General features: G+C 34.1%; 9 protein-coding genes. 7 read left to right on the top strand and 2 right to left on the bottom strand.

All coding sequences use genetic code 11. The annotated features are described in order from the left end of the window. The first annotated feature begins 25 nt into the window (after positions 1-25). Positions 26-925 carry a tRNA 2-thiocytidine(32) synthetase TtcA gene (locus CKL_RS15135; protein ID WP_012103454.1) on the top strand — a complete coding sequence of 300 codons (900 nt, stop codon included), beginning with the start codon at positions 26-28 and terminating at the stop codon, positions 923-925. Between the two features lie 73 nt (positions 926-998). On the opposite strand, the gene CKL_RS15130 is transcribed toward CKL_RS15135, so the two are convergent. Beyond that, positions 999-1,418 (bottom strand): hypothetical protein, encoded by a 420-nt coding sequence (locus tag CKL_RS15130; protein WP_012103453.1) that lies wholly within the window; start codon positions 1,416-1,418, stop codon positions 999-1,001. Positions 1,419-1,491: 73 nt separating this feature from the next. Continuing rightward, positions 1,492-1,932 carry a cell wall hydrolase gene (locus tag CKL_RS15125; RefSeq protein ID WP_012103452.1) on the bottom strand — a complete coding sequence of 147 codons (441 nt, stop codon included), beginning with the start codon at positions 1,930-1,932 and terminating at the stop codon, positions 1,492-1,494. Between the two features lie 198 nt (positions 1,933-2,130). On the opposite strand from CKL_RS15125, the gene CKL_RS15120 reads away from it, so the two are divergent. The 6 genes from CKL_RS15120 to CKL_RS15095 all read left to right on the top strand — a co-directional run bounded on the left by CKL_RS15120 (position 2,131) and on the right by CKL_RS15095 (position 13,599). After that, a complete protein-coding gene (locus tag CKL_RS15120) occupies positions 2,131-3,180 on the top strand; it encodes a cell wall-binding repeat-containing protein (protein ID WP_012103451.1) in 1,050 nt (349 codons plus the stop codon). 568 nt (positions 3,181-3,748) lie between these two features. Further along, on the top strand, positions 3,749-7,690 hold the full coding sequence (locus CKL_RS15115) for a cell wall-binding repeat-containing protein (RefSeq protein ID WP_012103450.1): 3,942 nt from the start codon (positions 3,749-3,751) through the stop codon (positions 7,688-7,690). Between the two features lie 60 nt (positions 7,691-7,750). Then, the gene (locus tag CKL_RS15110; RefSeq protein ID WP_012103449.1) at positions 7,751-8,158 is read left to right on the top strand and encodes a hypothetical protein; all 408 of its coding nucleotides are present in this window, start codon (positions 7,751-7,753) and stop codon (positions 8,156-8,158) included. 37 nt (positions 8,159-8,195) lie between these two features. After that, on the top strand, positions 8,196-11,990 hold the full coding sequence (locus CKL_RS15105; RefSeq protein WP_012103448.1) for a hypothetical protein: 3,795 nt from the start codon (positions 8,196-8,198) through the stop codon (positions 11,988-11,990). 326 nt (positions 11,991-12,316) lie between these two features. Continuing rightward, positions 12,317-12,610: a hypothetical protein gene (locus CKL_RS21855; RefSeq protein WP_012103446.1), complete on the top strand. Its 294-nt coding sequence runs from the start codon at positions 12,317-12,319 to the stop codon at positions 12,608-12,610. A gap of 395 nt (positions 12,611-13,005) precedes the next feature. Continuing rightward, positions 13,006-13,599 (top strand): hypothetical protein, encoded by a 594-nt coding sequence (locus tag CKL_RS15095; protein ID WP_012103445.1) that lies wholly within the window; start codon positions 13,006-13,008, stop codon positions 13,597-13,599. Positions 13,600-13,613: the final 14 nt, after the last annotated feature.

Here is a 13,613-nt window from a genome sequence, read left to right as displayed (position 1 = left end):
TTCTGGTAAAGAACGGAGTGATAGCATGGATGAAATAAAAGGAACAGGATATAAAATACAGACTTCTTTTCATGAGAGAAAACCATTAAAAGAAATAGAACACAGTATTACAAAAAGATATAGAAAACGCATATGGTCAAAATTTGTAAGGGCTATTAGTGAATTTAATCTGGTAGAAGAGGGAGACAGAGTTGGGGTAGCGGTGTCCGGCGGTAAAGACAGCATGCTCATGGCTAAGCTATTTCAGGAACTTAAAAGGCACTGGAAGGTAAATTTTCATATAGAATTTATTGCAATGGATCCAGGCTATCATGAAAGCAATAGAAATCTTTTAATAGAAAACTGCAATTATTTAAATATTCCTCTACATGTTTTTGAATCTCATATCTTTAATGTGGTAGACAATATTGCAAAGGATTATCCCTGCTATATTTGTGCCAAGATGAGAAGGGGAGCATTGTATTCCAAGGCACAGCAGCTTGGGTGCAGCAAACTTGCACTGGGCCACCACTTCAATGATGTAATAGAAACAACTCTTTTAAATTTGTTTTATGGGGGGAGCTTTAAAACTATGCTGCCAAAGTTGAAATCTAAAAATTTTAAGAATATAGAGCTTATAAGACCCCTTTATTTTGTGGAGGAAAGCAATGTTAAAGCCTTTATGAAAAATGCGGGGATATCCCCTCTAAATTGCGGATGTATAGTTGCCGCTGGAAAAACCAGCAGTAAACGATATGAGGTTAAAGATATGATAGAAAAAATGAAAGTTAATTTTAAAGATATAGACAAATCAATTTTTCATGCGGCGCAAAATGTGAATTTGGATGGGATATTGGCCTGGAAGAAGAATGGGCAATTACATTCTTATCTGGAATTCTATGATGAAGAAAAAGAAAATGTTGAAGATATAATAAAAGATAGTTAATAGACCAGCAGAAAAATAAATGCTGGTCTAAATGTTTTTATCCCAATTTGCAAACTCAAAACTAAGGATCACTTTATGGATTATCAAATATGACTACGAATTTTATAGAATATATGTCTGCCATCTCTTTGGTATTTGTCTCTTCATTTCTAAGTATTATATAGCTTATGCCCACACTTTCTAAAATACCAGTACGATCCTGTAGAGTTCCGGTGCCGAGAAGGAAGGTTGCCCTTACTCTTTTTCCTATTTGTGTTCTTAAGTACCCTTGAACAAAATCTGTATCTTGAGTTACAGGAGCACCGGGAGCCATTTCAAAAGTGGTGGGCGCTGGTGTTGGTGTTGGTGCAGGTGTAGGTGTAGTTTGTCTTAGCTCACCATTTTTCAATGTATCTTGTATAAAATCATCTTCTGATATTTCCTCACACATTTCTGGTGTGAATTCAGGAGTCATAGGCATAGTTCTAAAGTATTCAGGGTAATTTGAAATCATTAAAATACCTCCATATTTATTATTAATCAGTTAAGAGTTAAAGGTTAATAGTGCATTGTGCATCGTGAACTGTTTAAGTTTGTGCATAAAGTTCCGTTGGATTGTAAAAACAATGCTGCAGTATTTTTACCTGAAAAGAGCCTACGCCGTTAAATGGAAAAAGCCAGGGGCAGGGGGCATAGGGGTTGAAATACCAGAGGGAATAACCTATATTAAATAGTCTGTTACCTGCCAGTGCCCAGTCGGCTATGTCATAATGTACTTGATCTGGTGGATTTGACCATATGGTTTGGGGATTAGTCACTCCTCTGATTTGTGAGCGCATGCAGTCAAACTGGCCTTCCTGATAAAGTATTCGTCTTATATCTCCCTGGCCTATTCTATGATATTCTCCATAAGGAACACGTACTCTATTCATAATGGTAGTTGCAACAGCTCTCATACCAACGTCTCCTTCTCCTCCTGCTTCGCATTTTATAATTCTCGCCAGAAGTTCTCTGTCTGAGAATGCCATAGATTTCACCTCGTTAATTTTGCTTACAATATTATTTTATTTATAAAAACTTAAAAAGTTACAACTATTTATAGGCAAAAGGAAAAACTGGAATAAAGATCCGGTATAAAAATTGTATATTGTCTGTAAAAAAAAGCAGTATTGTTATATAATAAAAATAATGTATATTTAATAATTAATTGGAGGAGAGGTAAACTGATGGCAAATAAGAAAAGATTTTTAAGTTCCATGCTAACTGCATTGGTTTTGTCGGCAGCAATTGGAAGTGGCAGCGTGTATGCAGCGGCAGTAAAGAGAACAGATGGAGGTGATGGGGGAAGAATAGGTACTGCAAACCAAGTTGCATTAGATTTATTTAACAAATGTGATAATGTAATACTTGTAAATGGATATGGCTACGCAGATGCAGTAAGTGCAACACCGCTTGCAAAACAGCTCAATGCACCTATACTTCTGACTCATGGACAAACATTGGAAACAGAAGTTGCTTCAACTATAAAAAGTTTAGGTGCCACCAAGATATACATAGTAGGAGGTACAGGAGTAGTATCTGAAGACATAGAAAATACATTAGAGGACAATTATGAAGTAGAACGTATAGCAGGAACTACGGATACCACTAGAATGGGTACTAATGCAGAAGTAGCTGAAAGAGTACTTGAAATGAGCAATCAAAAAACTGCCATGCTGGTAAATGGACAGGATGGATATGCAGATTCCCTTTCCGTGGCTTCCATTGCAGCGCAAAAAGGATATCCCGTATTATTTGCTTCCACAAAAGAGGTAGCATCTGTAGTTAAAGATGTAATAACCTCAAAGAGTCTGGCAATACAAGCGGTTGGTGGAGAAGGAGTACTTCCCCAGTCTGTAGTAGCCTCTGTAGGTGGAACTAAAGTAACCAATGATACTGCAGATAGATTTGCAACCAACATTGCAGTGCTGAATTATTTTAAAGAAAATGGGGGACTGGACTTTACAAATATATATGTAGCCGCAGGAGGATCAACCCAGGATCAATTTGCAGATGCACTGGTAGCATCAGCAGCTGCAGCCAAGACTGGTTCACCACTTGTACTTACAGGAGTAGGTGCGGGAAGTACACAGGTAACTAATGCTAATAGTTACATATTATCAAATGCAACTGATGATTCCAATATAATAATAGTAGGTGGAACTTCCTCTGTTTCTTCAGAAATAGAAGCAGTGCTTAAAAATAATGATGATTTAGAAATTATAGGCATTGAATAAAAGAGGATTTTTACACATTATGTAGAATAATATATCATTAGTCCAAGTATAATTAAATTATGCCTTTTATTTTTAGGCAGTATATTTAGGAATATATTTCTTATAGGGCCTTAAATTACTATTAATTAAGGTATGGAAAAATTAGAAATGTTGTTGTATAATTGGATTGTAGATTACAAATTCTAATTAATAAATTATTTATCATAGTATATAAACTGTAGAAATTATGGATTTATTATGCTATAATAAGGAATGAATTGTTAGAAATAGCGTAAAAACGTTAAATCTTTATAAAAATTAGCTTAAAATTGCATGTAATTGGTAGCATATATTGTTAATTACATGGTATAATGATTTTTGTTTCATAAATGTTGACCAAGCAGTATAAGTATTAAGTATATAAATTTAAAATTGTACATAGGTATGTGTATATACTTATAGTACTTGGACATACATTTTAAGAAAGTATATATTATAAAATATATATTATATATATTTAATAATTTTTTATTAAATAAAGAGAAAGAATTTTAATTAAAATTCACTTAATCGAGGAGGGTATTACAATATGAGTAAAAAAGGTACAAAGGCACTTGCAAGTGCTGCACTTATGTCTTTAGTTTTAACTACAGCTTTATCAGCTGGTCCAGTTAAAGCAGCATCAGCAAGTATATCAAGGACAAGTGGTGCTGACAGATATGCAACAGCTGCCCAGGTGGCTAAGTCAAACTGGACAACTACTGATAATGTAGTATTGGTATCAGGAGAAGGATATGCGGATTCAGTAAGTGCTTCTGCATTGGCTAAAAAATTGGATGCACCAATACTTTTAACTACACCAGATACACTTAGTTCAGATGCAGAAAGTGCAATAGAACAATTAAAACCAAAGAACATATATGTTATCGGTGGAAATGCATCAATTTCACAGAGCATAAGAAATAACTTAAAAACCGATTATAATCTAGTAGAACTTGGTGGAGCTAACAGATATGAAACTAATGTAGCAGTAGCTGAAAAGTTAGTTGAATTAGGTGTTAGTGCCAGCGATGTATTGGTAGTTGGGGGAGAAGGATTCTCAGATGCACTATCAGTAGCACCAGTAGCAGCAGCAAAAGGACAGATATTATTACTTGCAAACAACAATGAAAGTTCAATCCAATCAGTTATTAAATTTGTAAAAGACAATAGTTCAAAGGTTACAGTGGTTGGAACTAAAAATGTTATAAATGATGCCATCTACAATGCTCTTGGAGCTAGCACTAGAGTAGATGGAGGAACAGATAGATTTGCAACTAACTTAAATGTATTAAATGAATTTGCAGATAGTTTGGAAAACGATAAATTATACGTGGCAAATGCAAGCCCTGCAACACCAGACAACCTATATGCAGATGCTTTAGTTGCATCGGCACTAGCTGGAAAATATACTGCACCGCTTGTATTAGTTGACAAAGACACTTCAGATGCAACTGATAATGCGAAGGATTATATTGAAGGTGTGTATAAGGATAATTCCAGTGTAAATATAAATGTAATAGGTGGAACTGGAGTTATTTCAGATACTCTATATGGTGAAATCGCAAAAATCATTGGACAGGACGGTGGCGATGTTACTCCAGAAGTTAGTTCTATTAACACTGTTGGATTAAGACAGATAAAAATTGTATTTAGTCAGGAAGTTGATTCAGATACAGCAGAAGATGAAAGTAATTACAAAGTTGATGGAACAACACTTGTAGATGGTGAAGATGTTGCGGTATTACAAGATGACAACAAAACTGTTTTAATCACACTTAAAGATGCAAGGAAACAGTCTGATGTTGTGGAAGTAACTGTTAAAAAGGGAATATTGAATGCAGACAAAGCAAGTACTATTCCTGAATTTACTGAAGAGGTAACATTTAATGACACTACTGCACCTAGTGTAGACTCAGTAGACGTCAGAGGAAATAATAAAATAACTGTAGAATTTTCAGAGCCTGTTAATGTGGGCAGCAATGAAAATGGAAGTGGAGCTTACAGCAAATTTAAAATAAATGATAAAAATTTATCAGCTTATGGATTAAATACAAGTGTAGATTATACTAAGGCAAAAGATGCTGTTCAAGATGACGATGGAGATTATTGGACAAATAAGCTTGAGTTCTATTTCGATTCAAAGATACCTACAGGAAACAATACTTTCAAGGTTTCTGAAGGTGATGAAAGTGCACTAGAAGATGCAGCAGGATTCCCAGTAGCAGAAACTACAGAAGACTTTAATGTAGATGAATTAAGTACTACACCTGAAATAACAAGCATAACTGCTAATGATGATGGAAAAGTGTATATAAACTTTGACAGACCTATGGATGCAAAAACTGCTGTAAAATTAAGCTATTATGAAATAAATAATGGAGATGCAGATATAACAAAGGCAGAACTGAAAAAAGATGATACTCAGGTTAAACTTACTGTAGCAGGTCTTAACAAGGGTTCAAATAAATTATATATTGATGACAGTGTAAAAGATGCCTATGGAAATAATATTGAAGAAGATACTTACGAGTCCTTTGAATTGACAGAAGATAGCAGCAAACCTTTTGTAACTTCTGTTTATGCTCTTGATGACAGCACAATAAGGGTAAGATTCAGTAAAGATGTAGATGCTAAGTATGGTAGAAATACATCAAACTATAAATTACAAGATGGTGATGGTACGGATGTAACATCACAAATAGAGAGCATAAAAGTTGCAGGAGATACAGCAAGCAGTACTTCATCTACTGGAAGTGTATTTGATCTTAAGTTAGGTAAGGATGATGATGGAAAACAATATAAATTGACTGATTCAACCTATACTATAACAATTAAAAATATTCAGGATACAGCTTCTACTCCTAATGTGATGGATGACTATGAAACTACATTTGACGGTTCAGAGGATGTAAATGCAGAAGTAGTGGGAGTTTATAGAGTAGGAGAAGAAAACAAGGTTACTTTAGTATTTAATAAAGAGATGGATTCAGGCACTCTTAATGACGAGGGCAGCTATGAATATGTAAATAAAGAGGGGACTACAAAAACTCTTCCAACCAGTGCAAAGGCTACAGCAAGCTCAGATAATAAGAGTGTAACTATTGACTTAAGTGATACTTCTCTTACTGTTGATCCGGATTCTACTAAATCAGATGAATATAAAATAAAATCCATTTACGCAACAAAAGTAAAGGATGCTGATGGAAATACTCTTCAAGTTGGAAGTTATGGCGGTGATGTAACTGTTTCAGAGACAGGTGCAAAAGTTAAAGCTAATTCATTGAAAGTACGTTATGATGGAGATGATTTGAAAGCTGACGTAACTTTTGATCTTCCGATAGATTCAGATAAGGTATATGCTTCAGATTTTACTTTGAATGGTATTGAAGCAGATTCTGCAAGCTGTGATGGAAAGAAAATAACACTTACATTTGAGAGTGATGATAACGACAGCAGCGATCCTACTACCAATATTAATAAGATTAAGGCAAAGGGTGTAGAAGCAGTATTAGCCATTAAAGAAAATTCTGAAACTAAGGATGTAACTGGCCAATCAGTTACAACTGGAGGAACAGTAAAACCATATTTCTATGAGGCAGCTCCTAGAACAATTGTAGATGATATCAAGAATTCAAAGACTTGGACTGCAGAAGCAGGTACAAATGCAGTAGTTAAAGTTGTATTTGATACTCCAATTGATGTAAACAGTGTTAAAGCAGGAGACTTTACATTCAGTATAGATGGAACTAATGCAGATGCAGATAGAGCAGATGTAGTAGCGGATGCAAATGGAGTTAATAATACTGTTAGATTTACATTTGATACTACTGAGAGCAAGAAATTTGCAAAGGGAGATACAATTACAGTTAAACCTGTGGCATCTCCTGGAATAGCAACAGTTAAAGATGGAAATGGAAAGAATGCTTACTATGAACCTACAAACACTGATAATAAGGGAGTTAAGATTCAGATAACAGAGGGTAATCCAGATACCGTAGCTCCAACACTTACACAGGGTTCAACCAAAACAATAGCAGAGGGTAGTGCCATTAATTTAACTGAATATTTTAGTGATAATGAAACTGCTGCAACTAGTCTTACTTATAAATTGGAGGATGGAACTACAATTTCTGATCCTACTGAATATTCTCCAGCAGCAGGAACGTATAAAATAACAGCTACAGATGCAGCAGGGCTTACTTCACCAACATTTACACTTACTGTAAGTACTTCTTCAACTACAGTAGATTGGGTAACAGCACCATCTTATAAAGGAGTAACTACAACTATAGCTGGAAAAGTTGATACTACAAAAGTTACTTCAGTAAAAGCTGTTGTGGATGGGACTCCTACAGATGTAACTATAGGATCTGATGGAACTTTCTCATATGACGTAAGCGGAATAGCTATGGGAACAAAAGTGACTATTAAGGCTTATGATTCCAATAATAATGAAGTAAATTCAGCGGATGTTACAAGAGGACTATAAATTAATTAATAGCATGGGGAAGTTCTTTCCCCATGGCTATATAAAATATGGAGATTTGTCATGAGGAAACTTAAATTAATAATAGGTATATTTATATTTTTACCAATTTTCTCATCTATGACTATAACAAATATTGCTAAAGCTGCATCAGGGGATTTCTATAATATTACCAAAAGAACTAAATACAGCAGAGTTAATTTGGTAGCGGACAAGGCTTTAGCACAACAATTACAGGATGAGATGGATAGTGGAGATATTGTTGGAAAAGAATTAAATGATGGTAACGTCATAGATTACAATGCAGCAAATAATTTATTTATAAGTTTGCTTAGCAGTATGACAGTACAAGAAGCCTTAATATCCGCTACATCATCACAGAATGTAAAAATAGATAAAACCACAACTGGAATTGACAGTTTTGGTGATGCCACACTAGAAGAAGATTTTGACGTAGTAAATATAGAATAGTTAAGTAAAATATGCTTATATTTGGAGGGAAATAAAGATGAAATTACCATATAAAGTGATGTCAAGTGCAGCTTTGTCTGTAGTTGTTGCTTCAATACCTGTGATTGTACATGCTCAAGCAGGAGATTTCTACAATCAAACTAAACAGTTAAAGTATTCACAATCTGATTTGAGAAGTAATGCAACATTGGCTAACAAGCTGCAAGATGAAATGGACAACGGTGACACTATAATAAAAGAAGTAACTACTGGACAATACCTTGATTATGTAAAAGCTAATGATGCGTTTGTTAACGTAATAGGCAATGGTGGAGATGTAAATACAGCTTTAACTGAAGCTATAACTGCAGGTGCAACTTCTGCGACGTCGGATGAATTAAATGGTTATACACCTGCTACACCTGATGATGAGACATTGGCTGTAAGTTCAGTAAGTGCTATTACAGATAGTAAATTGAATATTAAGTTGTCTGTTGCAGTAGATGATGCAACAGCCGCAAATTTCGCAATAGCAGGAGTTACAGTTAATTCAGCTACATTAAGTTCTGATAAGACTTCAGTTATCCTTGATGTAACTGGTCTAGAAGTTGGTAAAAGTTATACTGTTAAAGCAACAGGATTAAAAGTTAATGCAGTTACTCAACCAGATGTAACAAAAGATTTCACAATGCCAGATGCTATATCATTATTTACTCCTGAAGTAACTCTGAAAGATACAGTATTAAAGGCTGATGGTTTATCAAGTACATTAATAACTTTTACATTAAAAGATGCTAATGGAAATGTAATGACAGATGCTGATAAAGTAGAAGTAGCATTTACAGCAACTTTTGGTACACTTGCGAACCAAAGAGTAACAGTTCAAAATGGTGTTGCTACTAATTTATTTACTTCAGAAACTTTAGATTCAGTAAAACCTGCTGATATTACTGCAACTGTAGTAGAGGCAGCAAACAAAAACTTAATAGGCTTAAAAGCTGAAAAAACAATAGTATTAGATCCAAATCCAACAATACAAGATGAAACAGTTGGAGCTACTATGACTGAGGTTCAAGCAGCACAAGCTGATAGAGTAATAGCATACTTTAATAAAGATGTTGATATTACAAAGTTTGTAACTTCTGGAACATATGAATTAGATGCTTCCAAAGCAACTGCTACAGTAAAAACTAATGTAGCAAATGATTTAACAGGTGGAAGTTCTATAAATGTTGTTGGAGTATTACCTGTAGAAGGAAACTCAAAAGCACTTCAATTAATATTAGCAAGCAACTTAACAGATAATGCTAACCTATTAGTAAATTTTTCTGATAAGACAGGAACATTAACAGTAAATAGTGAAAAATCATGCAAATTGACAGATGCTAGAAAACCGGCTATGTTAAGTGTTGCCAGAGAAGGATTAAAAACATTAAAAGTTACTTTCTCAGAACCTGTTAATAGTAATTCAGCAAATGCACTAAACAACTGGGTAATTGATGGTATAAGAATAGATGATCCTTTATATGGAGTATCAGGTACAACTGCAACTGCCACAGTTGGAGATTTCTATAGTATAGATCAACCAAATGGCATTAAAGCTGGTACAGATACAAGAAATGTAGTAACAATAACTCTTGGAAAAGATAAAGATGGAAACCAAATATACTTCAAATCAGGTACTCATTCAATTCAAGGTTCAAGTATAGGTGATTGGGCTAATTTGACAGATGTCGGAAATAACGTTATGAGTACGCAAACTCTTGATTTTGATATACCTGTAGATGTAACAGCACCAAATGCAACAGTTGAAGTTCAATCTCCTGAACAATATGTTGTTACATTTGATAAAGACTTAGTTTCACCTTTAACAGTTGGAAAACTTCAGTTACAAAAATATAATAAAACAACGGGAAATTGGGATGCGTATGCTGCTCAAGCTTTACAGGTAACACCTATAGCTGGCACTTCAAGCTATAAGATTGAAGTTACTAAAGACTGGACAGATTCAGTCGTTTATGATACAACTAATACTCATTTAAATTATTATAACGATAATTATAGATTATTCATAGCTAAAGACAGCGTTGCTGCAGCAGCAAATGGAATTAAAAATGCTGACATAGCACTTACACTGGAAGGATCTATGACAACTCCAGATATTAATTCACCAGTTATAAATGACATAGCTGAAGTTAAAAATGCTGGCGGAGGTGTAACTGGATATAAAGTAACTATGTCAGAACCAGTAAAAATTTCTATGGATGGAACTACTACATCTGATGGACTACCAACATTCTCACAAGGGCAAGTTGATAAAATTCCAGTTGTAACAGCTCAGTTTATTAAAAAGGATGGAAGTAAAACAATTGATGGAACTGTAAGTGCATCTGCTGATCCATATGATAAAACAATATCGGTAGTACCAGCAACGTCTCTTGATGCTGGACAATGGACACTTGTTGTAAGAGCAATATCAGATGATGTTGGAAATACAGCAGCTTCTGCTAACAAAGACTTTACAGTTGATGGACCAACACAAACAACTACTAAATTTGCAGTGAATTGGGCATTTGCTGATGCAAATGGTGATCTTGATGATCAAGATTCATCGGTTTTAACAGGGGATGGAGCTGATTATGTATATGTTAAATTTAATGAGCCGATATCAATAACTGGAGATGCTAAAAATGCATTGAAGCAATCAAACTATCAGCTTGATGGAATGCCTCTTCCAACTGGAACACAAATTAGAGCTAATATAGCTGGTCTTGACGATAAAGATTCAGTATCAGATTCCATTACAATAGTATTACCAGATGGATATCTAAATGGAAAAGAGCAACCACATGTATTGACTATTTCAAATTATTTAGAGAGTACAACAGCTAACGATACTTTAACGAATGGTGGTGCTAAGACTCTCACTTGGACTGCTGATAGTAGTGCAGTATATTCTCAAGAAGTTTCAGTTGAACAAGCAATTTATACAGCAGAAGCATCAGCAGTAGCAGACTTAACAAATCCAACAAATTTAGCAACTGCTAAAGCTGACGTTGCAACTGCTAAAGCAGCATTAGATTCATTTATAAATTATTTAACTACAAATAACGTAACTGCTGTAGAAACAGCTCAATTAACAGCTAGATATAATGCTGTTAAGGCAAAAGTTGATGCAACAACACCAGCAGCATTGAAGAATGGCTTAACTTTTGCAGATGCGTTAGGAGCAGGAAATGATGGAAATACACAGATTACATTAGGAGCGCCAAGTGTAAGTGGTAATACATTTGTATATAAAATTTCATCTGATGCAAATGCAGTACCAGCACCTGGTATTGGAACAGATGTCAGCAGTTGGACAGCAATAGTAAATAATGGTGTAATTGCAGCTGATAATGGTAGGCATATAGGTGTAGCAGAAGTAGATGCAAGTGGAAAAATAGTACAATTTAGTGATGCTACAGCAGTAACTGTTGCTTATGTAGTAGCAACACCAGCAGTTAAAACTGCAGATAATATTTTAGGTAGTTCAGTAGCATTTGATACTGCAACTAAGATTACTATAGCAGGTACAGATGTAACTTTAACTAATGTTGCAGCTTTAGGTGGAACTTATGATGCGGCTAGTAATATTAATTCAGTAGTAAGTGCATTACAATCAGATATTGATGCTACAGCATTAAATGGAAATTATACAGTTAGTCAATCTAGTACTAAGCTTGTTATTACGAGTACAGCAACTGGTGCAACAGCAGAAGTAAATTTAACTGGTTCTGATACTGCAACAGGAGCAACTCTACTTGGATTTACAACATTAACAGCTGTAAATGGAACAGCAGGAGCTAACTAATAGGAAACAGAAATATCAGTTTTTATAGCAAGCTCACTTTGTTTGACAACAGCCCTTGGTGGTCGTGAACAAATTATGAATAAATCAAAACTGAGAGTACCTTTAGGGGTACTCTTCTGTTCTTTTCTGATTTCGCTGCAAAAGAATACGAAAATACACTGTATAAAAATTCTTCAATACCTCACTAAATTACCGTTCTATCGATTCCAACGTATGCGTCAAATAAGAAAGTGGATAGAAAGCACTAAGAAAGTGTGAGATAATCATCTAAAATAAGTTTTAAAGTTTTTAAAGTAAAGTTTAAAAACTTTAAGAGGGGGTCTTAGGTGGATGTACAAAAAGCAATTCAAGAGTATAGAATGAATGAGTGGATTAAAATCATAAGTGAATGTCACAGCAGTGGACAGACTGTGAAATCGTGGTGTTTAGAAAATGGTATTAGGATTACCAGTTTAAAGAGTAATGAAGTCTACAAAGGAAAAGTTACAGTTAGTAATGATAAAATGCTGCATGGAATAGCAACACCACTAGTAAACTTCAAAGAGGGAAAATATAAAATACAGGTTAAGACAAAAGAAGGACGATTGTCTGGAGAAAAACAATTTGAAATTACAAAATAGAAGTAAATTCGGCCGGACTCTCTTAAAGGCTAGTTAACCTCAAAATAAAAAATATGAATTAATTAATAACTGTGGGAAGTTATTTTCCCACAGTTATTAAAAATATAGAATAGTTAAGTAAAACATGCTTATTTATTTAATTATAAAGTAAAGTTACTATAGAGTCATTATGAGTTTAAAGGTAACATAGGAGTAACATGGGTTGTTATAATAGATATAACTATTTAACAATCATAAGGAAATTCAGTAATATTTTTTGATCATAGATAATACAAACTACTAAATAAATTCCACACTTAATACCTCATCGCAGAATTTAAATAATGTAGTGAATAGTATTTTATTAGTTCATGATTAGTAATATAATAATTATTGAGATAGGGAGGTGAGTTTAAGTGAAGAAGCAAACAAAAGTAATAATAATAGTAGCCATAATAGTAGTAGCAATTGGTGGATACTATAGTTATCAAAAAAATAATTTCAATAAAAGATCACAAGCATCTGATAAAATTATGAAGGATAAAGGGGTAAAACCAAATAATACAGATAAATCTATAGTTAATAAAATATTAAAAGATGATGATTTAGATTATGCCTACATAACTCATGATGACAACAATGTAACCCTTGCACTGAAATTCAAGAAAGATATGCAGGATAAAGAAAAATATTCAAAAATGAATAAATATGTGGATCAACTAAAAACATACTATAAAGGTAAAACTATAAATGCAATGGCAGTTGTAGATTGGCTAGTAACACCATCTTACAAAGGATTAACTACAGCTATAAGTGGAAAAATTGACACTAAAAAAGTTACTTCGGTAAAAGTTTTTGTGAAGGGGAATCCTACAGATGTAAATATAGAATCTGATGGAACATTTTCATATGATGTAAATGCAATAAATCCAGGAACAATAATAACTATAAAAGCTTATGATTCTAATAATAATGCAGTGAATTCGAAGGATGTTATAAGGGGACTATGATTAATAATAAGAAA

Source organism: Clostridium kluyveri DSM 555 (assembly GCF_000016505.1).
In the GTDB taxonomy this organism is placed as follows: Bacteria; Bacillota; Clostridia; order Clostridiales; family Clostridiaceae; genus Clostridium_B; species Clostridium_B kluyveri.
Note: the sequence above shows the minus strand (reverse complement) of the source record. Positions and strands in the feature narration are given on the sequence as shown.

What these genes read in the sequence shown, in the direction of transcription:
- CKL_RS15135 (WP_012103454.1), top strand. Translation starts at nt 26, where the DNA reads ATGGATGAAATAAAAGGAACAGGATATAAAATACAGACTTCTTTTCAT.
- CKL_RS15130 (WP_012103453.1), bottom strand. Translation starts at nt 1,418, where the DNA reads ATGATTTCAAATTACCCTGAATACTTTAGAACTATGCCTATGACTCCT.
- CKL_RS15125 (WP_012103452.1), bottom strand. Translation starts at nt 1,932, where the DNA reads ATGGCATTCTCAGACAGAGAACTTCTGGCGAGAATTATAAAATGCGAA.
- CKL_RS15120 (WP_012103451.1), top strand. Translation starts at nt 2,131, where the DNA reads ATGGCAAATAAGAAAAGATTTTTAAGTTCCATGCTAACTGCATTGGTT.
- CKL_RS15115 (WP_012103450.1), top strand. Translation starts at nt 3,749, where the DNA reads ATGAGTAAAAAAGGTACAAAGGCACTTGCAAGTGCTGCACTTATGTCT.
- CKL_RS15110 (WP_012103449.1), top strand. Translation starts at nt 7,751, where the DNA reads ATGAGGAAACTTAAATTAATAATAGGTATATTTATATTTTTACCAATT.
- CKL_RS15105 (WP_012103448.1), top strand. Translation starts at nt 8,196, where the DNA reads ATGAAATTACCATATAAAGTGATGTCAAGTGCAGCTTTGTCTGTAGTT.